We start from the raw sequence: 22649 nt of genomic DNA on the forward strand, positions 1-22649 counted from the left end.
CGGACATGATTGTGCCGCGACGCGGTGGCACTTGAATTCAGCCGCCTCTTTTCTATTCTGCGGCTGAAGGCGGCTTGGGTGCGAAGACGCATGTCCGCGAATGAAGGAGCTGCGCAATGGCCAAGAAGATCGTCAATCTGCTGATATTGCTGCCGATCGGCATCGTCCTGATCATATTCTGCGTTGCCAACCGGCAATCCGTCACGCTGGCCCTCAATCCGTTCCGGCCGGACGACCAGGTGCTGTCGCTGCATGCGCCTCTGTTCGTGCTGCTGTTCGTGGCGCTCATCCTCGGCATGCTGGTGGGCGCTGCCGTCACATGGTTCAGTCAGGGAAAGCATCGCAAGCGCGCCCGCAGCCAGTCGCTGGAGGCGGTTCGCTGGCAGGCCGAGGCGGACAAACACCGCACGCGCGCCGAACAGATTGCCGGGCAGCTTCCGTCACGATGAGCGCTGAGCGTTGAGCAGCATTTCCTTGTAGTCGCCCTCGGGCGAGGCGCCGTCGCCGATCACCTCGAAGCCAAGCGTTCGATAGAACGCCATGGCGCGCGTGTTCTTGACCAGGCATTTCAGCCGGTAGCGGCGCGTTGGCCAACCCGGCAGGGCGGCAAGCAGGGCTTTGCCGGCACCGCGCCCCTGGAAGGCTGGCAGGATATAGAGCATATGGATGAAGTCGTCCGGCTCCCAGATCGCCGCGAAACCCGCAACCGCGCCATGCCCGTTTTCGCAAACGAACAGACGTTCGCCATTGGTGTGAACCTCGAAGTCTTCAAAGCTGAAGCGGCTGGGATCGACCCATAGGAATGTCTCTCGGCGGACACGGAGATAGATCTCCGCAAGATTGTGTCTGTCCTGCTCGCGTGCCGGCCGGATGGCCCAGGTCTCGGATTTCGTTATCATGACCAATTATATGGGTGCCGACATGTCCGCGGCAATCAGGCGCTGGCCTGACCGTTTATCGCGGCGGTGAAATCGGCAAAAAACTGTTGCGCGAGCTTCTTGGCGCTGGAATCGACCAGCCGCGAACCGAGCTGCGCGATCTTGCCGCCCACTTGCGCCTTGGCTTCGTATTGCAGGATCGTCTCGTTGCCGTCTTCCTTCAGCACGACGTCGGCGCCGCCCTTGGCAAAGCCGGCGATGCCGCCTTTTCCCTCGCCGGAGATCGTATAGCTTTCCGGCGCGTTGATGTTGGAAAGCGTGACCTCGCCGTTGAAGGAGGCCGAGACCGGCCCGATCTTCAGCTTCACGGTCGCGGTCAGCTCCGTCGGGGATACTCTCTCCAGGCTTTGACAGCCGGGGATGCATTGCTTGAGGATTTCAGGATTGTTCAGCGCGGCCCACACTGCGTCCCTGGGTGCCGCGATCCGCTCTTCGCCGGTCATGTCCATGCGCAATCCTCCCAATGTGACATTTTATGCATGGATCATCGCAGATCGGAAAGCGCTTTGCCAAGTGGCGGCCAGATGCTATTTGCACGCACATATCAATTTCGAGACAAGCATGGTGAAACATAGGGAAAGCCGGCCCGGCCAGAAAACCGCGGGCGGTCTCGGGGCAAAACCCCGGCGTGACATGCCCGGCAAGCCGCCGGCAAAGCCCGCGCATGCCTCAAGGCCAGCCAAGCCTTCGCGCGATCAAAGCGAGCGCGTTGCCGAGCCGCGTGCGGCCGCGCCTGCACCTGCCGCACCCGAGCGCCCGCTGACCGTGCGCAGCGGCGAGCGGCCGGCTGAGCGCGTGCCGGTCATCCTCGAGTCGCTGGGCGCCGGGGACTTTCACTTGATCGATAGCGGCAACGGGCTGAAGCTCGAGCAGTATGGACCCTATCGCATCGTCCGGCCGGAAGCGCAGGCGCTGTGGCCGCCGACGCTGCCCTCGCATGTCTGGGACAATGCCGAAGCGATCTTCACCGGCGATACGGACGAGGATGGCATGGGCCGCTGGCGCTTTCCGCGCGAGGCGCTCGGCGAGACCTGGCCGCTGCAATTGCTCGGCGTCGATTTCCTTGGCCGCTTCACCGCGTTCCGTCATGTCGGCGTCTTCCCCGAGCAGATCGTGCATTGGGCATGGATGAAGGAACAGGTCGAGGCGGCGAAACGCCCGCTGAAGGTCCTGAACCTCTTCGGCTATACCGGCGTCGCTTCGCTGGTGGCCGCCGCAGCCGGCGCGGAAGTGACCCATGTCGACGCCTCCAAGAAGGCGATCGGCTGGGCGCGCGAAAACCAGGCCCTGGGTCGCATGGAAAAGCTGCCGATCCGCTGGATCTGCGAGGATGCGATGAAGTTCATCCTGCGCGAGGAGCGCCGCGGCAGCAAATACGATATTATCCTGACCGATCCGCCGAAGTTCGGCCGCGGCCCGAATGGCGAGGTCTGGCATCTGTTCGAACACCTGCCGCTGATGCTCGATATCTGCCGCGAGATCCTGTCGCCCAAGGCACTTGGCCTGGTGCTGACGGCCTATTCGATCCGCGCCAGCTTCTATTCGATCCATGAGCTGATGCGCGAGACCATGCGCGGTGCCGGCGGCGTCGTCGAATCCGGCGAACTGGTTATCCGCGAAGCCGGCCTCGACGGCCGCACGCCGGGCAGGGCGCTTTCCACCTCTCTCTTCAGCCGCTGGGTGCCGAAATGAACCAGGATTTCCGTAACGACGGCCCGCGCAAGGTCGGACAGGTCAAGGAGGTCACCTCGCTTGCCAATCCGATCGTCAAGGACATCAAGGCGCTGACGGTCAAGAAGTCCCGCGAGGAAAGCGGCGCTTTCCTGGCCGAAGGGCTGAAGCTGGTCATCGACGCGCTGGAGCTCGGCTGGACGATCCGCACGCTGGTCTATGCCAAGGCCGCAAAGGGCAAGCCCCTGGTCGAGCAGGTCGCCGCGAAAACGGTCGCCGCCGGTGGGCTGGTGCTGGAGGTCAGCGAAAAGGTGATCGGCTCGATCACCCGCCGCGACAATCCGCAGATGGTGGTCGGCGTCTTCGAACAGCGCTGGCGGCCGCTTAGGGATGTCAAGCCGAAGGCGGGCGAGACCTGGGTGGCGCTCGACCGCGTGCGCGATCCAGGCAATCTCGGCACCATCATCCGCACCGCCGATGCGGCGGGCGCTTCCGGCGTCATCCTCGTCGGTGAGACGACCGATCCGTTTTCGCTGGAAACCGTGCGCGCCACCATGGGTTCGGTCTTCGCAGTGCCTGTCGTCAAGGCGACGCAGGAGGAGTTTGTCGGCTGGAAGAAGTCGGCGGGTGTCAGCGTCGTCGCCACCCACCTCGCCGGCGCCGTTGACTACCGCACCATCGACTACAAGAAGAAGCCCGTCGTGCTGCTGATGGGCAACGAGCAGTCCGGCCTGCCGGATGCCCTGGCGAAAGAGGCCGATGCGCTTGCCCGCATTCCGCAGGCCGGCCGCGCCGATAGCCTCAATCTGGCGGTGGCGACGGCAGTCATGCTGTTCGAGGCCCGCCGCCATATCCTGACACTTACCTAGCGAGACCCGATGACCGAAAGCGAGACCCACGGCCAGCCGACTGCAAAGCCGGCCCTGTTTTCACGGCCCCTGCCGATCCTGATCTTCATCGTGGTCGCCGTCATTCTCGACCAGGCCATCAAGATCATGGTGGATCACTGGCTGCCGCTGCAGGAAATGGTGCCGGTCGTTCCGATGCTGGCGCTCTATCGCACCTATAATCTCGGCGTGGCGTTCTCGATGCTGTCCGGAATGGACGGCTGGTTCATCGTCGGCATGCGGCTCATCATCGTCGCTTTCGTGCTGTGGCTGTGGCGACGCACGCCCGGTCATCGCTGGCTTGCGCATACGGGCTTTGCCCTGATCATTGCCGGCGCGCTCGGCAACCTGCTCGACCGCTTTCTCTACGGGCATGTGATCGACTATGTCCTCTTCCACACGCAGACGTGGTCGTTTGCGGTGTTCAACCTTGCCGACAGCTTTATCACCATCGGGGCGGGCTGCGTCATTCTCGACGAGCTTCTGATGCCGAAAAAGGCAAAAGCTTAAAATTCTAGCGAATCCCTGAAGGCATCGGGAAGGTTGTGCATGATAGCCAGAGTCCATGAGCACTCTGGCAGACCTGCAGGAAAAGCTTGCCGCGGCGGCGGCTCGCAGCCAAACGGAACCGATTGAGGCGCCGGCCGAAAACGAGTCGGCGCTCGCAAAGCCTATCGAGCCTTCTCACGATGCAGCCGGACAGGAGATTTCATCGGGTCCGTCACGGTGGTTGCAGAACCACTGGCTGGCCGGCGGCGGCCTGGTGGCGGGTGCTGTCCTTCTTGCGATCGGTTATGCCGGGGGCGCGCTGACGCTGGCGGCCGCACTGGGCTTCCTGGCTGTCGCATTCGCCGCTACCGCCATCTTCAGGTTCCGGAGAGCGACACGCGAGCCCTCCATCGCCGTCACGGATTTCAGCGAGAGCGAGCACGATCGCCTTTGGGAGCACAGGGAAAGCGCCGGCCTGTTTGCCACCGTCCATGATGCGCTGGGCGACATTGCCGTCACGCGCAGCATCGACCGCCGGATTCTGCACGCCAATGCCACGTTCCGCAAGTTGACCGGCAAGGCGCATCCGGAAGGCCTGACGCTGGAGGAGGCCGGCCTCGTGTTTCGCACCGTGACCGATGCCAAGCATCAGGATGCCGAAATCGCCACGCCCGAGGGGCGACACGTCTTTGCCTGGTATGATGTCATGTTCCGCGATCCGGCGACCGGGCAATTGTGCATACAGAGCGTCGCGCGCGACGTGACGGAGGAGCGGCAAGCTGCCCGCCAGCGCGAAGATGCGCGGCTGAAGGCCGAATACAACAGCGCCGCCAAGTCGCGGCTGCTCGCCACCGTCAGCCATGAGATCCGCACGCCGCTGTCGGGCATTCTCGGCATGAACCATCTGCTCGCCCAGACGCCGTTGACGCTGGAGCAGGCAAATTACCTGACCGGCATTCGCCAGTCGGGTCATGCGCTGGTGCAGCTGGTCGAAGACCTGCTCGATTTCTCCACGATAGAAGTGGGCCGCTTCCAGTTGCATCCGCGCAAGGAGGCCCTGCGTCCCCTTCTGGAAGGCGTCATCGAGATGCTTGCCCATCGCGCCCATGAAAAGGGCATCGAAATCGCCGCGAGCGTTGCGGCCGATGTTCCCGAGACGATGGAGTTCGATCCCGCCCGCCTGCGCCAGATCCTGTTCAATGTCATCGGCAACGCCGTGAAATTCACCCAGACCGGCGGCGTTCTCGTCCGCGTCGAGCTCCGGGCGCGGGATTTGACGATATCCGTGCAGGATAGCGGCCCCGGCATGACGGAAGAAGAACAGGCTCGTGTTTTCGGTGAGTTCGAACAGGCTGGCACCGTCGTCGAAAGAAGCGCCGGCACCGGACTTGGCCTTGCCATTTCCGCCCGCATCCTGCGCGAATTTGGGGGCAGGCTCAGCGTCGCCAGCGAGCGCGGCGGAGGCAGCGAGTTCATCATTTCCTTTCCGGTTGGCCTCGTCGCCGAGGATGGATACGACCGGCGCGATACAGTGCTCAAGGGATCGCGCGTCCTGCTGCTGGCTCCCGAAGGCGCGGCGAGCACCGCCATCATGCGAACCATCCAGACCCTCGGCGGTCATTGCAAGCTGATCGGCGCCCGCGACATGGACGACCTGCTGCGGTCCTTCCCGATGGGCGAGGAGGGGATCTGGACGGATCTCATCGTCGATCATCGCATGGCGCCCTGGTACTTCCGCGAGGGAAGCGCGCTTGCCGTGCCGATGCTGCGCAAGATCTTCCTGGTCAATCCCGAGGAACGCAACACTCATCCGCTCGATCTCTTCGACGCCTGGCTCATCCGGCCGCTGCGCGAGCAGTCGTTGATCGATGTGCTGAGCGGCCGCATGCGCGGCATGGAAAAACGCGACGCCTTGATCGAGGCGGTCTCCGAGATCGGCATAACGACGCCGGAGGCCGAAGACCGCGCGCTGGACATCCTGCTTGGCGAGGATGATCCGGTCAACGCGATGCTGGTTCGGGCCATGCTCTCCAAGGCAGGCCACCGCGTTCGCCTCGTCGAGGACTTCGACGCCCTGCGCGCCCGGGCGGAAAATGCCGAAGCGCGGCCCGAAGTGCTGGTGACCGATTTCAACATGCCCGGCGGCACGGGTGCGGCCGTGCTCGCGGAATTGCGGGCCCACGAGCGCCGGCACGGCTTGCCGACGCTTCCGATCGTCGTGCTCACGGCGGATAGCCGCGACGCGATCCGCCGTCAGGCGCTGCTGGCCGGCGCCGATGCCGTCATCGTCAAGCCGGTCGACCCTGAAAGGCTGGCGGCGACGCTGCAGAGCCTGTCCAGATCGGTTTTCGAACGCGCCTAGGGCTTTTCCATCTTCCGGCGAAGTTAACGGAAGCCGGCTCATCAATGCCCGATGGCGGCCGGCGTTCGAATTCAACCTGCGGCAATTGCCGTCGCTAAATTGGGGACGGTGCGCCCATTGCAAATTTTGCAATGGGCACGCTTCTTGCTTTTAGCCAGGCTGCGTGTCACTTTCCTGTCGCATGAATTTGGTTTATGGCGCTATATCGGCCCGCAGGGGGAGAATCGCCATGTCCATCGAAATCTTGAATCGCGAAGCTCAGGGCGAAATGGTTCAGTCTTCAAAGGCAACGGTTGAGCCGGTTGCCAGCGATGTGCTTGGACGCATCGGAAATCTAGAAACGCGCCTTGCCCGCACAGCGCGCGAGATCGATGCGGCTCAGGCCGTACGCTACCGTGTTTTCGTCGAGGAGATGAACGCGCAATTGCCGGCTGACGCCATGCGCCGCCAGCGCGATGTCGACAGCTGGGACGCTATTTGCGACCACCTTCTGGTGCTGGACCGTTCGCTCGAGGGTGATCCGGAAGACCAGATCGTCGGCACTTACCGTCTGCTGCGTCAGGAAGTCGCGATGGCTAATGGCGGCTTCTACTCCTCGTCGGAGTTCGACGTCGACGCTCTGCTCGCCCGCCATCCCGACAAGCGTTTCATGGAGCTCGGGCGTTCCTGCGTCCTGCCCGACTACCGCAACAAGCGCACCGTGGAACTGCTGTGGCAAGGCAATTGGGCCTATGCACTGAAGCATGGCATGGGCGCAATGTTCGGTTGCGCATCCTTCCCGGGCATCTTGCCGGAGCAGCACGCGCTGGCCCTGTCCTTCCTCTACCACAATGTCGTTGCCAAGGACGAATGGGCCGTGAGCGCGTTGCCGTCGCTTGCCCGCAACATGGACCTGATGCCGGTCGAGGCCGTCAATCCGAAGAAAGCGCTGATGGCGCTGCCGCCGCTGATCAAGGGCTATCTGCGCCTCGGTGCCATGGTCGGCTCGACCGCGGTCGTCGATCATGCCTTCAACACGACCGATGTGCTGATCGTTTTGCCGATCGCCAGCATCTCCAACCGTTATGTGAACTATTACGGCGCGGATGCCGGTCGTTTCGCCAGCTGACGGGTATCAGGGGATCGCAAAAATATCGATCGCATCGGTGATGCCTCGAAGCGCGACGTGATGGGATTGCGGCGTGAGGCCGCGCCTTGTCATCAATTCGACCGCGCGAGGGTTGTCGAGCACCGAGCTGGTCGCGAATATTTCGCGTGAGGTGGCGAGATGCTGGACGCGGGACGCGATGTTGACCGTTTGCCCGAAATAGTCCTGCCTTTCATTCAGGCTCACGGCGATGCATGGCCCTTCGTGAATGCCGATTTTCAGCAGAAGATCGTCGCTGCCGCGCTCCTTGTTGAGGCTGAGCATGGCCTCACGCATCCTCATCGCCGCGATCAGTGCCCGGTCCGGTGTCGGAAAGGTGGCCATGACGGCATCGCCGATGGTCTTGATGACCGCGCCTGCTTCTGCCGCCACGATCTCGTGCAGGATGCCGAAATGGGTCTTGACCAGATCGAAGGCCGCGAGATCGCCGACCCTTTCATAGAGCTCCGTCGAACCGCGCAGATCGGTGAAGAGAAAGGTGAGGCTGGTGATCTTGAGCCGCTGGTCGACGTCGATGGTGTCCGTGCGATGGATGTCCCGGAATGTCTGGTTGGAGAGCAGGCGCTTGGCGGTCAGGAACGGCCGGCGTTGACCGAGCAGGCTGTGAAGAGCGTCGTTGGCGACGCAGATCGAAGGTAGCACGCGAAGGTCAGTGTGGTTCTCCATCATGACGCGCAGGGGGCCGGGTCGCAGTTCGATGGCCTCGCTGTGCCGGTGCATGCGGTCGAAGACGAGCGACAGAGTTTGCCGCTCTTTCGATGGCTCTCCCTTGATGTCGAGGAACTGCGCGGCATGGGTCACGGGCTCGAAGATGATGGTAAACTCCGCCGGCAACTGAAGCGATATGACGGCCTTCTCGCCGGGCGGCAGCTCCAGGGATTCCAGCACGAATTGATCGACCTTTTCCTCGTAGCCTTCCTCCGGAAGGTCGATCCCCGAACCCCAATAGATCTGCCGGAAATATTCGAGGGGCGGCAGCTCATGCGGATTATGCGCTTCGATGTGGCGCACGCGGGGACTGACGGTAAAGGTGACTTCGACCATCTCGTCGAGCGTCGGCTCGTAGCCGGCTGCGCAAAGCGTGCAGTTATAGGTTTCGCTCTGGACCGTTTTCAGCGAGGTATTGGCATCCAGTACCCCGCCGCAGCCGGGGCAAAGGACATTCCATGACATTTCAAACAGGCCGAGGCGCGAGGCGTGCAGGAAAGCATTGATGGCTTGCTCTTCGTCGAAGCTGTGCTTCGCAGCGAAGGCAAGTACATTGATGCGGTTAAGCGCGCGGTCGGGTGCCTCAAGGACCAGCCGCTCGATCGCATCGACGATTTCCTGCCGCGCTGAATGGCGCAGCACTCCGAATAGGGACTGAGCTTCACTCATGTCCTTATTCTACACCCATTTCATAGGGCAGCTATCATCTTTGTTCGGCCAACGGCATGGCTGACAAAAACTAGGCGCCGGCTCCGTAGGCTGCGATGGCGGCCATGTTGACGATGTCGGAATCCTTGGCGCCCATCGAGGTGATCTGCACCGGCTTGTCGAGCCCGACGAGCAACGGCCCGATCACGGTGGAGCCGCCGAGTTCCTGCAGCATCTTGGTGGAGATCGCCGCCGAGTGGAATGCCGGCATGACGAGCACATTCGCCGGTCCGGAAAGCCGCGAGAAGGGATAGAGACTTTCCATGGTCTTGCGGTTCAGCGCGACGTCGGCCGACATTTCGCCGTCGAATTCGAAGTTCACATGGCGCTTGTCGAGAATGCCGACGGCCTCGCGCACCCGCTCCGAGCGCTCGCCCGAGGGGTGGCCGAAGGTGGAATAGGCAAGCATGGCGACGCGCGGCTCATAGCCCATGCGGCGGGCAAAGCCGGCTGCTTCCTCGGCGATATCGGCCAGCTCGACGGCGGTCGGCATGTCATGCACCGCAGTATCGGCAACGAAGACGGTGCGGCCGCGGGCCAGCACGATCGATATGCCGATGACCCGGTGCCCCGGCTTGTCGTCGAGACAACGGCGCACGTCTCCGAGCGCCGTCGAATAGTTGCGCGTGACGCCCGTCACCATGCCGTCGGCGTCGCCCAGCGCCACCATGCAGGCGGCGAAGTGATTGCGGTCGTTGTGGATCAGGCGCGTCACGTCGCGGTGCAGGTAGCCCTGGCGCTGCAGCCGGGCGTAGAGATAATCGATATAGGTGTCGCCCCGCTTGGAGATGCGGGCGTTGACGATTTCGAGGCCGGGGCGGTTGAGATCGATGCCGGCGCGCTCGGCGGTGGCCTCGATCAGGTCTTCGCGGCCGAGGAGGATGGCGGTGCCGAGCCCCTGGTTGGCATAGGAGAGGGCGGCGCGCATGACCTGCTCTTCTTCCGCCTCGGCAAAGACGATGCGCTTCTGGTGGCGGCGCACGCGCTCGTAGAGTTGCGACAGCGTCGAGGCGATCGGATCGCGCCGGGCGGAAAGCTCGCGGGCATAGGCTTCCATGTCGGGCATGTCGCGGCGGGCGACGCCGCTTTCGATCGCCGCCTTGGCGACGGCCACCGGAATGGCCGAAATCAGGCGCGGGTCGAAGGGCACGGGGATGATGTATTGCGCGCCGAAGCGCGGCCTTGCGCCCTGGTAGGCGGCCACGACGTCATCCGGCACGTCTTCGCGTGCAAGGCTTGCCAGCGCGTTGACGGCGGCGATCTTCATCTCGTCGTTGATGGTGGTGGCGCGCACGTCGAGCGCGCCGCGGAAGATGTAGGGGAAGCCAAGGACATTGTTGACCTGGTTCGGATAGTCCGAGCGCCCGGTCGCCATGATGGCGTCGTCGCGGATGCGCGCGACTTCCTCCGGCGTGATTTCCGGGTCGGGATTGGCCATGGCGAAGATGATCGGCTTGTCCGCCATGGAGCGGATCATGTCTTCGGAGAAGGCGCCCTTCTGCGACAGGCCGAGAACCACGTCGGCGCCCTGCATCGCCTCAGCCAGCGTGCGCTTGTCGGTCTTGACGGCATGAGCCGACTTCCACTGGTTCATGCCTTCGCTGCGGCCCTGGTAGATCACGCCCTTCGTGTCGCAAAGGATGATGTTCTCCGGGTTGAAGCCCATCGACTTGATCAGCTCCACGCAGGCGATCGCTGCCGCTCCCGCGCCGTTGCAGACGAGCTTGGTGGTCTTGAGGTCCCGGCCCGTCAGCTCGAGGGCGTTGATGAGGCCTGCGGCGGCGATGATGGCGGTGCCGTGCTGGTCGTCATGGAATACGGGAATGTCCATGAGCTCGCGCAGCCGCTGCTCGATGATGAAACAATCCGGAGCCTTGATGTCCTCGAGGTTGATGCCGCCGAAGGAGGGGCCGAGGTAACGCACGCAATTGATGAATTCGTCGACATTCTCGGTGTCGATCTCGAGGTCGATCGAATCGACGTCCGCGAAACGCTTGAAGAGAACCGCCTTGCCTTCCATGACCGGCTTGGAGGCAAGAGCTCCGAGATTGCCCAGGCCGAGAATGGCCGTGCCGTTGGAGATGACGGCGACCATGTTGCCGCGCGAGGTATAGTCGTAGGCGGTGGCCGGATCGGCCGCGATTGCCTTCACGGGAACAGCGACGCCGGGAGAATAAGCAAGGGAAAGATCGCGTTGCGTCGCCATCGGCTTGGTTGGATTGATCTCAAGCTTGCCGGGGCGGCCCTGCTTGTGGAAGTCCAATGCCTCCTGATCGGTAATCCCCGTTCCCGGACGCGACTTACTCTTGCTGTCTGCCATTGTTCCTCCAAACCTCCTGTGGGCGACCGGTCCCTCTTGCCCGATAGCTGTTGTCTTCTATAGCGGTGCGCGGATAGGGTGGCACCTCATTTTTTTGGAAAAACTGCACCTCCGTGAACGAACGTATTATCGCCAGTATCGATGCTTTCTCGGCCGCCGAGCTTGCTTCGGAGGAAAGCCGCGCTGCGGCGACCCCGATGATGGAGCAGTATATCGAGATCAAGGCGAACAATCCCGGTTCGCTGCTGTTCTATCGCATGGGCGACTTCTACGAGTTGTTCTTCGAAGACGCTGTCGATGCCTCGCGCGCGCTTGGCATCACGCTGACGAAGCGCGGCCAGCACATGGGGCAGGATATCCCGATGTGCGGTGTGCCCGTTCACGCCGCCGACGACTATCTGCAGAAGCTGATCGGCCTCGGCTTCCGCGTTGCCGTCTGCGAGCAGGTGGAAGATCCGGCCGAAGCCAAGAAGCGCGGCGGCAAATCGGTGGTGCGGCGCGATGTCGTGCGCCTCGTCACGCCCGGCACGATCACCGAAGAGAAGCTGCTTTCGCCTTCGGAATCCAACTATCTCATGGCCCTCACCCGCATTCGCGGCGGAGCCGAACCGCAGCTGGCGCTTGCCTGGATCGATATTTCCACGGGCGTCTTCCGCCTTGCCGAAACGGAGGCCTCGCGGTTGCTCGCCGATATCCTGCGCATCGATCCGCGCGAGCTGATCCTGCCGGATACCATGTTCCATGATCCCGAGCTAAAGCCGGTCTTCGACGTGCTCGGCCGCACGGCTGTCCCGCAGCCGGCGGTGCTGTTCGACAGCGCCAGCGCCGAGGGGCGGATGACCCGCTATTTCGGCGTCTCGACGCTCGACGGTTTCGGCACGTTCAGCCGTGCCGAGCTGGCTGCCGCCGCCGCCGCCGTTGCCTATGTCGAGAAGACGCAGATCGCCGAGCGGCCGCCGCTCGGCCTGCCGGAGCGCGAAAGCGGCGCCTCCACGCTGTTCATCGATCCCGCCACGCGCGCCAATCTCGAGCTGGTGCGCACGCTTTCCGGCGATCGCAACGGCTCGCTCCTGAAGGCGATCGACAGGACCGTGACCGGTGGCGGCGCCCGTCTTCTGGCCGAACGGCTGATGTCGCCGCTGACCGACCCCGCGCGCGTCAACGAGCGCCTGGATTCGATCGGCTTCCTGACGGAGGAGCCGTCGCTCTCGAGCGATCTGCGCTCGGCGCTGAAGCATGTGCCGGATATGCCGCGCGCCTTGTCGCGGCTGGCGCTCGATCGCGGCGGTCCGCGCGATCTCTGGGCAATCCGGCAGGGACTGGCCGCGGCCGGCGATATCGCCCGTTTTCTCGACAGCGCCTTGCTGCCCGAAGAGCTTGCCGCGGCACTGGCCGGCCTGCAGGCCCTGCCTGCCGATCTCGAAGCCATGCTCGCCGCGACGCTTGCCGACGAATTGCCCTTGCTGAAGCGGGACGGCGGCTTCCTGCGGGAGGGGGCGAATGCCGAGCTGGACGAGGTGCGCGCGCTGCGCGACCAGTCGCGCCGCGTCATCGCCGGCCTTCAGCTGCAATATGCCGAGGAAACCGGCATCAAGTCGCTGAAGATCAAGCACAACAACGTGCTCGGCTATTTCATCGAGGTCACCGCCGGCAATGCCGGCCCGATGACGGATACGAGCGAAGCCAAGGCGCGCTTCATCCATCGCCAGACCATGGCGAATGCCATGCGTTTCACCACGACCGAGCTTGCCGACCTCGAAAGCCGCATCGCCAATGCCGCCGACAAGGCGCTGGCCATCGAGCTTGAGGCTTTCGATCGCATGGTCGCGGCCGTTGTCGCCGCGGCCGAGGGGATCAAGGCCGGTGCTCGCGCGCTGTCGGTCATCGATGTCGCGGCAGGGCTTGCGCTGCTGGCCGAAGAGCAGGCCTATTGCCGGCCCGTCGTCGATGCGAGCCGCATGTTCGCCATCGAAGGCGGCCGCCATCCGGTGGTCGAGCAGGCGTTGCGTCGCCAGGCCGGCGGGCCGTTCGTCGCCAACAACTGCGATCTCTCCCCGAAGGCCGATGGCAAGGATGGCGCCATCTGGCTTCTGACCGGCCCGAACATGGGCGGTAAATCGACCTTTCTGCGCCAGAACGCATTGATCGCTATCCTCGCGCAGATGGGTGCCTTCGTGCCCGCCGCATCGGCGCATATCGGCATCGTCGACCGCCTGTTCTCGCGCGTCGGCGCCTCCGACGACCTAGCGCGCGGCCGATCGACGTTCATGGTCGAGATGGTGGAGACGGCGGCGATCCTGAACCAGGCGACCGAACGTTCGCTCGTCATTCTCGACGAGATCGGCCGCGGCACCGCGACCTTCGACGGTCTTTCCATCGCCTGGGCCGCCGTCGAGCATCTGCATGAGGCCAACCGATGCCGCGGTCTCTTCGCCACGCATTTCCATGAACTGACCGTGCTTTCGGAAAAGCTCGGCCGGCTTTCGAATGCCACCATGCGCGTCAAGGAGTGGGATGGCGACGTCATCTTCCTGCACGAGGTCGGGCCGGGTGCTGCCGATCGCTCCTATGGCATTCAAGTGGCGCGTCTTGCCGGCCTGCCGGCCTCGGTGGTGGCGCGCGCCCGCGACGTTCTGACGCGGCTTGAAGACGCCGACCGCAAAAATCCAGCCAGCCAGCTCATCGACGACCTGCCGCTCTTTCAAGTGGCGGTCCGCCGGGAGGAGGCGACCGGTCGACGCGAGCCGTCGAAGGTCGAGGAGCGGCTGAAAACGCTCGATCTCGACGACCTGACGCCACGAGCCGCTCTTGACGTGCTCTACGAACTGAAGAAAACCCTCACCAAGACCGGCTCACCATAGGCGATATTCCAAGGACAACATGATGTATCTCGAAGTTCTCCTCGCCGAGGTCCGTATTCTGGGCGAGCGCTTCTCTCCGATCGCGGCGCGCGGCAAGATCTGCGGCGAAGGCGAAGCCCCGGACTGTGAATCCGATCGCGGCCTGCTCGACATTACCCTGTCCTGCAGCCGGATTTCCGACATTTGCTCGAAGATCGCGAAGGCCGGCTATTGGGAATGTGAACGCGAGATGGTGACGCAGATCGGCGCCCAGTCGCGAAACATATTGCATAGCTTGAACGAGCTCCGGCGGTCGCTCGAGCCGGCAATGCCCTAAAACTGCCAGCTTCTGTGTTGATTGCGCGTCACGCTTCGTCAACTTTGACCCGATAAAAATCTTGAGGTTTGCCGATTCGACAGGGTCGGGTAAGGCTTGTGTCGAGGGATCCGGGCGTAGAATGCCTGTGTCAATCGCCTGTCAAAGAGGCTATAGCGCATGCAGACGAAAAGACAGGCGCCCCGGCAAGGGGCCGCGGTCAGCGAACAGAAAGCCGATCGGCAGAGCATGGAAACGCATCACATCGATTTCTCGACCATTCTCGACGTATCCGCGCTGAAAGCGGCGTGCGAGGCGCTCGCCAAACGGGGTCTGGACAAGAACGAGGAACGGTCCGCCTTGCTTGCGCTGTTGAAGAAGGCGAGCCAGGAGGGACGTGAGGAAGCGCGGCGGCTGCTGGTCGCGCGCGGCGGCGGCCTCGATTGCGCTCACCGGATTTCCTGGCTGCAGGACCAGATCATCACCGTCCTCTACGATTTCACCGTCCGCCATGTCTATCCGAAGCAGGCGGATGCCTTCTCCGTTACCGCTGTCGGCGGCTATGGCCGCGATACGCTGGCTCCGGGCTCCGACATCGATCTTCTCTTCCTCTTCCAGCCGAAGCCGGCAAGCGATACGCACAAGGCAGTGGAATTCATCCTCTATATGCTCTGGGACATGGGCTTCAAGGTTGGCCACGCCACGCGCACGGTCGAGGAATGCATCCAGCAGGCCAAATCGGACATGACGGTGCGGACCGCCGTTCTTGAGACCCGCTATATCTGCGGCAACGCGCCGTTGGCGCGTGAGCTGCAGGCTCGCTTCGACAAGGAAATCGTCACCAATACCGGCCCGGAATTCATCGCCGCCAAGCTCGCCGAACGCGACGAGCGGCACCGCAAGGCCGGCGATACCCGCTATCTGGTCGAGCCTAACGTCAAGGAAGGCAAGGGCGGCCTGCGCGACCTGCACACGCTGTTCTGGATCTCGAAATATTACTATCACGTCCGCGATCCCGCCGAGCTGGTGAAGCTCGGGGTGCTTTCGAAGCAGGAATATCGCCTCTTCCAGAAGGCGGAGGATTTCCTGTGGGCCGTGCGCTGCCACATGCATTTCCTGACCGGCAAGGCGGAGGAGCGGCTTTCCTTCGATATTCAGCGCGATATCGCCGAGGCGCTTGGCTATCATGCCCGCCCTGGCCTTTCGGCGGTCGAGCGCTTCATGAAGCACTATTTCCTTGTCGCCAAGGATGTCGGCGATCTCACCCGCATCCTCTGCGCAGCCCTTGAGGACCAGCAGGCAAAGGCCACGCCGGGGCTTACCGGTGTCATCAGCCGTTTCGCCAATCGTTCGCGCAAGATCCCCGGCACCGTCGAATTCGTCGAGGATCGCGGCCGCATCGCGCTCGCCAATCCCGATGTCTTCAAGCGCGATCCCGTCAGCCTCATCAGGCTGTTCTTCGTCGCCGATATCAACGGCCTCGAATTCCACCCGGATGCCTTGAAGCGCGTCACCCGCTCCTTGAACCTGATCGACAACGATCTGCGCGAAAACGAGGAGGCAAACCGCCTCTTCCTCGCGATCCTGACATCCAAGCGCGATCCGGCGCTGATCCTGCGCCGCATGAACGAGGCCGGCGTGCTTGGCCGCTTCATTCCAGAATTCGGCAAGATCGTCTCGATGATGCAGTTCAACATGTATCACCACTATACGGTGGACGAGCACCTGATCCGCGCCGTCGAGGTGCTGTCGGAGATCGACAAGGGCAAGGCGGAGGACATTCATCCGCTGACCAACAAGCTGATGCCGGGCATCGAGGATCGTGACGCGCTTTACGTCGCGGTGCTGCTGCACGATATCGCCAAGGGCCGCGAGGAGGATCACTCGGAAGCCGGCGCCAAGGTCGCGCGCAAGCTCTGCCCGCGTTTCGGCCTGTCGCCGAAGCAGACGGAGCTGGTTGTCTGGCTGATCGCCGAGCATCTGACCATGTCGATGGTTGCCCAGACGCGCGACCTGACCGATCGCAAGACCATCATCGATTTCGCCGACCGGGTGCAGTCGCTCGACCGGTTGAAGATGCTGCTGATCCTGACGGTGTGCGACATCCGCGCCGTCGGCCCCGGCGTCTGGAACGGCTGGAAGGGTCAGCTGCTGCGCACGCTCTATTATGAGACCGAGCTGCTGCTGGCCGGCGGTTTCTCCGAAGTATCGCGCAAGGAGCGGGCGGAAGCGGCCGCCCAGGCATTGGAGCACGCGCTTTCCGACTGGAACCAGAAGGACCGCAAGGCCTACGTCAAGCTGCACTACCAGCCCTATCTGCTGTCCGTGCCGCTGGAGGACCAGATTCGCCATACGCAGTTCATCCGCCAGGCGGACAAGGCAGGCAAGGTGCTCGCGACCATGGTACGCACCGACAGTTTCCATGCCATTACCGAGATCACCGTGCTCTCGCCCGACCATCCGCGCCTGCTGACCGTGATCGCCGGCGCCTGCGCCGCCGCCGGCGCCAACATCGCGGACGCGCAGATCTTCACGACATCGGATGGCCGCGCCCTCGACACCATCCATGTCAGCCGCGAATTCGCCGACGATGCCGATGAGCTGCGCCGTGCCGGGACTATCGGCAAGATGATCGAGGACGTGCTGGCCGGCCGCAAGCGCCTGCCGGAAGTCATTGCGACGCGGACGAAGAACCGCCGCAAGAACAAGGCTTTCGTCATCCCGCCGTCGGTCATCATCTCCAACAGCCTCTCCAACAAGTTCACGGTCATCGAGGTCGAATGCCTCGACCGCACCGGCCTGCTGTCGGAAATCACCGCCGTTCTTTCCGACCTGTCGCTCGATATCCAGTCGGCACGCATCACCACCTTCGGCGAAAAGGTCATCGACACCTTCTACGTCACCGACCTCGTCGGACAGAAGATTTCCAACGAGAACAAGCGGGCCTATATCACCGCGCGCTTGAAAGCGGTCATGGCGGGCGAGGAGGATGAAATGCGCGAGCGCATGCCTTCTGGCATTATTGCGCCCGCCGCCACGCGCGGCGTCGCCGTCGAAAAGTCAGACACAGAGAAGAAAGCCGGTTCCGCCGCATGAGCCTAGTCAAGAAATTCATCACCGTCGGTGGCGCGACGCTTGGCAGCCGCATCTTCGGCTTCGCGCGCGAAACGCTGATGGCGGCCGCCCTCGGCACCGGGCCGATGGCCGACGTTTTCTATGCCGCGTTCCGCTTTCCGAACCTCTTCCGCCGCCTGTTTGCCGAAGGCGCGTTCAACGCCGCCTTCGTGCCGCTCTTTGCCAAGGAAATCGAGGCACACGGCATCGAGGGCGCCAAGCGGTTTTCCGAGGAAGTCTTCGGCGTTCTCTTCTCGGTCCTGCTGCTGATTACCATCGTCATGGAACTGGCCATGCCGCTCCTGGTGCGTTGGGTCATCGCGCCTGGTTTCGCCGACGATGCCGAGAAATTCGACCTGACGGTCCGGTTGGCCGCCGTGATGTTCCCCTATCTCATGTCGATGTCGCTGACGGCGATGATGAGCGGGATGCTGAATTCACTGCATCATTTCTTCGCCGCCGCCGTGGCTCCGATCTTCCTGAACCTGGTGATGATCAGCGCGCTGTTCTACGCGATCTATTACGGCGCCGATCCGCTGAGCACCGCCTGGTACCTGTCCTGGTCGGTGCTGGTGGCAGGCGTGCTGCAGCTGGCCGTCGTCTATATCGGCGTGCGCCATGCCGGCATCAATATCGGCCTGCGCTTTCCGCGCTTCACGCCCAATGTCAAGCGGCTCCTGCTTCTGGCGATCCCGGCGGCCATCACCGGCGGCGTCACTCAGATCAATCTGGTGATCGGCCAGGCGATTGCCTCGGGCAAGGAAGGCGCGATCGCCGCCCTGCAATATGCAGACCGCATCTACCAGTTGCCGCTCGGCGTGGTCGGCGTCGCCGTCGGAATCGTGCTTCTGCCGGAACTGGCGCGTGCGCTGAAGTCGGGCCATATCAAGGAAGCCGCCAATATCCAGAACCGCTCGATCGAATTCGTGCTGTTCCTGACGCTGCCGGCCGCTGTCGCCCTGTGGCTGCTCTCCGACGATATCATCCGCGTGCTTTACGAGCGTGGCGCCTTCAACCCGAACAATACTGCGCTGGTCGGCTCCATCCTCGCCATCTTCGGCCTGGGACTGCCGGCTTTCGTGTTGATCAAGGCCTTGCAGCCCGGCTTTTATGCCCGCGAAGATACGAAATCGCCGATGCGTTACACGGCGGTCGCCGTCTTCGTCAATTCGGCGCTGTCCATCCTGCTTTTCCCGGTGCTGGCCGAGCGCGGCATTGCGCTCGCCGAGGCGGTTGCAGGATGGCTAAACGCTATACAGCTCTTCGTTACGCTCTATCGCCGCGGACACCTCGCCTGGGAGTGGTCGCTGGTGCGCCGCACCGTCATGCTGCTCGTCTCCTCCGCCGTCATGGGCGGCGTCATCGTATATTTGTCTCATCGGTGGGAGCCGCTTCTGGAGTCCAGCTCGACGCTGCTCACCAAGACCGGCGTCCTCGGCTTGCTCATATTGATTGCGATGGCGGTTTATTTCATTGTTGCCTTCCTGATCGGCGGCGTGGATTTGGGCATGGTACGCCGCAATTTGAAGCGCAAGCGGGCAGCGACTGCTCGAGATACCGAAGTGGTGAACGGGGAGTAGACAGCGAAGCCGGCTGTCGCGCACTCTCCGCATACCCGCAGTTTGTTTTGTTCCCGGAGCCTTCTCATGTCTCAATCCCTCTTCCTCGTCGCCCTCGTCGTCGATGACTACGATCGCGCGAAAGCCTTCTACTGCGATGCTCTCGGCTTCGAGTGCCTGCAGGACGAGGTACAGCCGGAGGGTAAGCGCTGGGTCGTCATCAAGCCGAAAGGCGGCGAGGGGGCGGCGTTGCTGCTGGCCCAGGCTGCCGACGAAGGCCAGCGCGCCGCGATCGGCAACCAGACCGGCGGCCGTGTCGGCTTCTTCCTGAAGACGGACGATTTCGCGCGTGATCATACCGCGATGAAGGCAAAGGGCGTGCGGTTTATGGAGGAGCCCCGCCACGAGGTCTATGGCACGGTGGCGGTCTTTGCCGATCCCTATGGCAACACCTGGGATCTGATCCAGCATTCTTCCTGAGTGTCTGTCACATAGCCTCTTGATCCCCGTCGATCCCGCGTGCATAAGCCGCTCGAAACCAAGGGTCGAGCGCCGCTCGCCCGGGCCCTCCACAAGCCTTTTGAGGACGACATGACCGAATTCAAGCCGCTCGTATTCTCCGGCGTCCAGCCGACCGGCAATCTCCATCTCGGCAACTATCTCGGCGCGATCCGCAAGTTCGTGGCGCTGCAGGCCAACAACGACTGCATCTATTGCGTCGTCGACATGCATGCGCTGACGGCTCAGCTCGTGCATGAGGACATGCCGAACCAGACGCGCTCGATCACCGCGGCGTTTCTTGCCGCCGGCATCGACCCGGAAAAGCATATCGTCTTCAACCAGTCTGCCGTGCCGGCGCATGCCGAGCTCGCCTGGATCTTCAACTGTGTCGCCCGCATCGGCTGGATGAACCGCATGACGCAGTTCAAGGACAAGGCCGGCAAGGACCGCGAGCAGGCCTCGCTCGGCCTCTATGCCTATCCGAGCCTGATGGCCGCCGACATCCTGCTCTATCGCGCCACGCATGTTCCGGTCGGCGACGACCAGAAGCAGCATCTGGAGCTGACCCGCGACATCGCCATGAAGTTCAATCTGGACTACATGGAGCATATTCGCCGCACCGGCTACGGCATCGACATCACCGTCGGCGACGAGCCTGTGCATGCCTATTTCCCGATGGTCGAGCCGCTGATCGACGGCCCGGCGCCGCGCGTCATGTCGCTGCGGGACGGCACCAAGAAAATGTCGAAGTCCGACGCTTCCGACCTGTCGCGCATCAACCTGCTCGACGACGAGGAAAACATCTCGAAGAAGATCCGCAAGGCCAAGACCGATCCGGATGGCTTGCCGAGCGAGATCGCCGGTCTCGCGGGCCGCCCTGAAGCGGACAATCTGGTCGGCATCTATGCCGCGCTCGCCGACAAGTCGAAGGCCGATGTGCTTTCCGAGTTCGGCGGCCAGCAGTTCTCCGTCTTCAAGCCGGCCCTGGTCGATCTCGCAGTCCATGTGCTCTCGCCGATCACCACGGAAATGCGCCGCCTGATGGCCGATCCCGGCCATATCGACGCCGTCCTGCGCGATGGTGGCGCCCGTGCCCGTGCCCGTGCCGACGTCACGATGAAGCAGGTTCGCGACATTATCGGCTTTCTCTATTGATGATGTCGTGATGCAAGGCTCCCGTCGAAAAACGGGGGCTTGCAAAACGCGGTCTTCGGGTGTCAGAGTCCCCTTATGGTATCAAAACGTCTCTCACGCCTCGAAGGTCATCGCCGCAAGTTCATGGCGATCATCGACGGTACGCCGGAATGCCAGCGCGCCGTTCATTATGCCGGCCGGCGCGCCAAGAATTCCAATGGCGGCCTTGTGCTGCTCTATGTGATCCCCGAAGGCGACTTCCAGCAATGGCTCGGCGTCGAGGAGATCATGCGGGCGGAAGCGCGCGAGGAAGCCGAGGCGGTGACGGCAAAAGCGGCGCAGAGCATCCGTGAGAATGTCGGCATCGATGCGGAAATCGTCATTCGCGAAGGGTCGGCCGCCGAGCAGATCAATGCCGTCATCGAAGAGGATCGCGATATCGCGCTTCTGGTCCTTGCCGCCGGTTCTGCCAAGGAAGGCCCAGGCCCGCTCGTCTCGTCCATCGCCGGGCGCGCGGCAGCCTTTCCGATCCCGGTGACGGTGCTGCCGGACACGCTGAGCAACGAGGAAATCGACGCGCTGAGCTGATCGGCACATGCCATTTCTTGAGAAACACTCTCTTGAATAGAATGGCCAAAAGGCCTATTTTCTTTTGAAGTATTCTAAAGTCGGGACCGGGCGTTTGCCCGCCGCATGGAGATCAAGATGTTCATTCAGACCGAAGCGACGCCGAACCCCGCCACCCTCAAGTTCCTGCCGGGCAAAGTGGTGATGGAAAACGGTACGGCCGAATTCCGCAGCGCCGAGGAAGCCGATGCTTCGCCGCTCGCTGCCCGTCTGTTCGAAATCCAGGGCGTGACCGGCGTTTATTTCGGCTATGACTTCATCTCGGTCTCCAAGGAAAGTCAGGAGTGGCAGCATCTGAAGCCCGCCATCCTCGGTTCCATCATGGAGCATTTCATGTCCGGCAAGCCGGTCATGGGGTCTTCTTCGGTTTCCTCGGAAGTGCAGGATGCCGGCGGCGAATTCTTTGACGAGGGCGACGAGGCGATCGTGCTGACCATCAAGGAGCTGCTGGAGACCCGCGTGCGTCCCGCCGTCGCCCAGGATGGCGGCGACATCACTTTCCGCGGCTTCCGCGACGGCAAGGTCTACCTCAACATGAAGGGATCCTGTGCCGGCTGCCCGTCCTCGACGGCGACGCTGAAGCATGGCGTGCAGAACCTGCTGCGCCATTTCGTCCCGGAAGTGCAGGAAGTCGAAGCCGTCTAATTCTGACGTTTCGGAAAAGTTGATATGATCGTCTTGGCGCTCGACACGGCAGGTGTGGATTGCGCTGCCGCTGTGTATGATAGCGGCAGTGATTCTGTGATGGGGGAGGTCACGGAAACGATTGGACGGGGGCATGCCGAGCATCTGATGCACGTTTTCGACGAAGCGCTGGCGAAAGCCAATGTCGCGCTCTCGGCGATCGAGCGTGTCGTCGTGACCGTCGGCCCCGGTTCCTTCACCGGCATCCGCATCGGCGTCGCAGCCGCGCGCGGCTTTGCACTCTCCCTCAACGTTCCCGCGGTTGGCGTCACGACCCTCGAGGTCATGGCGGCGGCCGCGCGAGAGCAGAATCCGGGCAAGTCGGTTCTGGCTGCCATCGATGCCAAGCGCGAGGAGATTTATCTCCAGAGCTTCGATGTCGATGGCGACCCGCTGGACGAGGCACGGGCCGTAACGATCGACGAAGCGCGGACGATTGCCGCCGCCTTCGATGGTATCGTTACCGGGACGGCTATCGCCCGGCTGAGCGACGCGCCGCCGGCGGAGCGGCCAGACGCATTTCCGATTGCCATCGTCGCCCGGCTGGGCGCTGGCAAACCTGCCGGCGAAAAGCCGAAGCCGCTTTATCTTCGCGGACCCGATGCCAGACCGCAGGCCGGATACGCAGTCGCCAGGCAATAGAC

Annotated in this window: 19 protein-coding genes; 15 read left to right on the forward strand and 4 right to left on the reverse strand. The window is 62.9% G+C overall.

Features of this window, described 5'->3' with window-relative positions:
* Positions 1-116: 116 nt before the first annotated feature.
* Positions 117-449 carry a LapA family protein gene (locus ACQZ6J_RS07910; protein WP_449083216.1) on the forward strand — a complete coding sequence of 111 codons (333 nt, stop codon included), beginning with the start codon at positions 117-119 and terminating at the stop codon, positions 447-449.
* Here ACQZ6J_RS07910 and ACQZ6J_RS07915 read toward each other — a convergent pair.
* Together ACQZ6J_RS07915 and ACQZ6J_RS07920 are read right to left on the reverse strand one after the other, a co-directional pair.
* Positions 441-899 carry an N-acetyltransferase family protein gene (locus ACQZ6J_RS07915; RefSeq protein ID WP_449083218.1) on the reverse strand — a complete coding sequence of 153 codons (459 nt, stop codon included), beginning with the start codon at positions 897-899 and terminating at the stop codon, positions 441-443. The genes ACQZ6J_RS07910 and ACQZ6J_RS07915 overlap by 9 nt on opposite strands.
* 35 nt (positions 900-934) lie before the next feature.
* The gene (locus tag ACQZ6J_RS07920; protein ID WP_163984879.1) at positions 935-1387 is read right to left on the reverse strand and encodes an SRPBCC family protein; all 453 of its coding nucleotides are present in this window, start codon (positions 1385-1387) and stop codon (positions 935-937) included.
* A 115-nt stretch (positions 1388-1502) separates the two neighbouring features.
* On the opposite strand from ACQZ6J_RS07920, the gene ACQZ6J_RS07925 reads away from it, so the two are divergent.
* From ACQZ6J_RS07925 to olsB, 5 genes are all read left to right on the forward strand, one after another.
* On the forward strand, positions 1503-2630 hold the full coding sequence (locus tag ACQZ6J_RS07925) for a class I SAM-dependent methyltransferase (protein ID WP_449084151.1): 1128 nt from the start codon (positions 1503-1505) through the stop codon (positions 2628-2630).
* Positions 2627-3478 (forward strand): TrmH family RNA methyltransferase, encoded by an 852-nt coding sequence (locus tag ACQZ6J_RS07930; RefSeq protein ID WP_449083220.1) that lies wholly within the window; start codon positions 2627-2629, stop codon positions 3476-3478. The genes ACQZ6J_RS07925 and ACQZ6J_RS07930 overlap by 4 nt, the downstream gene beginning before the upstream one ends.
* 9 nt (positions 3479-3487) lie before the next feature.
* A complete protein-coding gene (gene lspA / locus ACQZ6J_RS07935) occupies positions 3488-4006 on the forward strand; it encodes a signal peptidase II (protein WP_449083222.1) in 519 nt (172 codons plus the stop codon).
* A gap of 55 nt (positions 4007-4061) precedes the next feature.
* Positions 4062-6347 carry an ATP-binding response regulator gene (locus ACQZ6J_RS07940; RefSeq protein ID WP_449083224.1) on the forward strand — a complete coding sequence of 762 codons (2286 nt, stop codon included), beginning with the start codon at positions 4062-4064 and terminating at the stop codon, positions 6345-6347.
* Between the two features lie 229 nt (positions 6348-6576).
* Positions 6577-7455: a l-ornithine N(alpha)-acyltransferase gene (gene olsB / locus ACQZ6J_RS07945; RefSeq protein ID WP_163984874.1), complete on the forward strand. Its 879-nt coding sequence runs from the start codon at positions 6577-6579 to the stop codon at positions 7453-7455.
* A gap of 6 nt (positions 7456-7461) precedes the next feature.
* Here the strand turns inward: olsB and ACQZ6J_RS07950 are convergent, their stop codons facing one another.
* Positions 7462-8871 (reverse strand): DUF5939 domain-containing protein, encoded by a 1410-nt coding sequence (locus ACQZ6J_RS07950; protein WP_449083227.1) that lies wholly within the window; start codon positions 8869-8871, stop codon positions 7462-7464.
* A gap of 70 nt (positions 8872-8941) precedes the next feature.
* Positions 8942-11230 carry an NADP-dependent malic enzyme gene (locus tag ACQZ6J_RS07955; RefSeq protein WP_449083229.1) on the reverse strand — a complete coding sequence of 763 codons (2289 nt, stop codon included), beginning with the start codon at positions 11228-11230 and terminating at the stop codon, positions 8942-8944.
* Between the two features lie 197 nt (positions 11231-11427).
* Between ACQZ6J_RS07955 and mutS the strand changes: the two genes are divergently transcribed.
* From mutS to tsaB, 9 genes are all read left to right on the forward strand, one after another.
* The gene (mutS, locus tag ACQZ6J_RS07960; RefSeq protein WP_449084152.1) at positions 11428-14091 is read left to right on the forward strand and encodes a DNA mismatch repair protein MutS; all 2664 of its coding nucleotides are present in this window, start codon (positions 11428-11430) and stop codon (positions 14089-14091) included.
* A gap of 22 nt (positions 14092-14113) precedes the next feature.
* The gene (locus tag ACQZ6J_RS07965; protein ID WP_163985166.1) at positions 14114-14407 is read left to right on the forward strand and encodes a hypothetical protein; all 294 of its coding nucleotides are present in this window, start codon (positions 14114-14116) and stop codon (positions 14405-14407) included.
* A 159-nt stretch (positions 14408-14566) separates the two neighbouring features.
* Positions 14567-17482, forward strand: coding sequence for a [protein-PII] uridylyltransferase (locus ACQZ6J_RS07970; protein ID WP_449083231.1), 2916 nt, complete (start codon positions 14567-14569; stop codon positions 17480-17482).
* Positions 17479-19080, forward strand: a complete 1602-nt coding sequence (gene murJ / locus ACQZ6J_RS07975) for a murein biosynthesis integral membrane protein MurJ (protein ID WP_163984869.1) — start codon at positions 17479-17481, stop codon at positions 19078-19080. Before ACQZ6J_RS07970 ends, murJ begins: the two co-directional genes overlap by 4 nt.
* A 66-nt stretch (positions 19081-19146) precedes the next feature.
* Positions 19147-19539, forward strand: coding sequence for a VOC family protein (locus ACQZ6J_RS07980; protein ID WP_449083234.1), 393 nt, complete (start codon positions 19147-19149; stop codon positions 19537-19539).
* 111 nt (positions 19540-19650) lie between these two features.
* Positions 19651-20715 (forward strand): tryptophan--tRNA ligase, encoded by a 1065-nt coding sequence (trpS, locus tag ACQZ6J_RS07985; RefSeq protein ID WP_449083236.1) that lies wholly within the window; start codon positions 19651-19653, stop codon positions 20713-20715.
* A 75-nt stretch (positions 20716-20790) separates the two neighbouring features.
* Entirely contained in the window at positions 20791-21282 is a 492-nt protein-coding gene (locus ACQZ6J_RS07990; protein ID WP_163984866.1) for a universal stress protein, read from the forward strand.
* A gap of 117 nt (positions 21283-21399) precedes the next feature.
* Entirely contained in the window at positions 21400-21966 is a 567-nt protein-coding gene (locus ACQZ6J_RS07995) for a NifU family protein (protein ID WP_163984865.1), read from the forward strand.
* Between the two features lie 24 nt (positions 21967-21990).
* Positions 21991-22647: a tRNA (adenosine(37)-N6)-threonylcarbamoyltransferase complex dimerization subunit type 1 TsaB gene (gene tsaB, locus ACQZ6J_RS08000; RefSeq protein WP_449083239.1), complete on the forward strand. Its 657-nt coding sequence runs from the start codon at positions 21991-21993 to the stop codon at positions 22645-22647.
* The last annotated feature ends 2 nt before the right edge of the window (positions 22648-22649 follow it).

This window comes from Rhizobium sp. A37_96 (assembly GCF_053521765.1).

Bases quoted from the DNA above. Each gene is read 5' to 3' on its own strand.
- trpS (WP_449083236.1), top strand. From the start codon at position 19,651: ATGACCGAATTCAAGCCGCTCGTATTCTCCGGCGTCCAGCCGACCGGC.
- ACQZ6J_RS07990 (WP_163984866.1), top strand. From the start codon at position 20,791: ATGGTATCAAAACGTCTCTCACGCCTCGAAGGTCATCGCCGCAAGTTC.
- ACQZ6J_RS07970 (WP_449083231.1), top strand. From the start codon at position 14,567: ATGCAGACGAAAAGACAGGCGCCCCGGCAAGGGGCCGCGGTCAGCGAA.
- ACQZ6J_RS07940 (WP_449083224.1), top strand. From the start codon at position 4,062: ATGAGCACTCTGGCAGACCTGCAGGAAAAGCTTGCCGCGGCGGCGGCT.
- ACQZ6J_RS07915 (WP_449083218.1), bottom strand. From the start codon at position 899: ATGATAACGAAATCCGAGACCTGGGCCATCCGGCCGGCACGCGAGCAG.
- murJ (WP_163984869.1), top strand. From the start codon at position 17,479: ATGAGCCTAGTCAAGAAATTCATCACCGTCGGTGGCGCGACGCTTGGC.
- ACQZ6J_RS07995 (WP_163984865.1), top strand. From the start codon at position 21,400: ATGTTCATTCAGACCGAAGCGACGCCGAACCCCGCCACCCTCAAGTTC.
- ACQZ6J_RS07965 (WP_163985166.1), top strand. From the start codon at position 14,114: ATGTATCTCGAAGTTCTCCTCGCCGAGGTCCGTATTCTGGGCGAGCGC.
- ACQZ6J_RS07955 (WP_449083229.1), bottom strand. From the start codon at position 11,230: ATGGCAGACAGCAAGAGTAAGTCGCGTCCGGGAACGGGGATTACCGAT.
- mutS (WP_449084152.1), top strand. From the start codon at position 11,428: ATGATGGAGCAGTATATCGAGATCAAGGCGAACAATCCCGGTTCGCTG.
- ACQZ6J_RS07930 (WP_449083220.1), top strand. From the start codon at position 2,627: ATGAACCAGGATTTCCGTAACGACGGCCCGCGCAAGGTCGGACAGGTC.
- ACQZ6J_RS07910 (WP_449083216.1), top strand. From the start codon at position 117: ATGGCCAAGAAGATCGTCAATCTGCTGATATTGCTGCCGATCGGCATC.
- ACQZ6J_RS07980 (WP_449083234.1), top strand. From the start codon at position 19,147: ATGTCTCAATCCCTCTTCCTCGTCGCCCTCGTCGTCGATGACTACGAT.
- tsaB (WP_449083239.1), top strand. From the start codon at position 21,991: ATGATCGTCTTGGCGCTCGACACGGCAGGTGTGGATTGCGCTGCCGCT.
- ACQZ6J_RS07950 (WP_449083227.1), bottom strand. From the start codon at position 8,871: ATGAGTGAAGCTCAGTCCCTATTCGGAGTGCTGCGCCATTCAGCGCGG.
- olsB (WP_163984874.1), top strand. From the start codon at position 6,577: ATGTCCATCGAAATCTTGAATCGCGAAGCTCAGGGCGAAATGGTTCAG.
- lspA (WP_449083222.1), top strand. From the start codon at position 3,488: ATGACCGAAAGCGAGACCCACGGCCAGCCGACTGCAAAGCCGGCCCTG.
- ACQZ6J_RS07920 (WP_163984879.1), bottom strand. From the start codon at position 1,387: ATGGACATGACCGGCGAAGAGCGGATCGCGGCACCCAGGGACGCAGTG.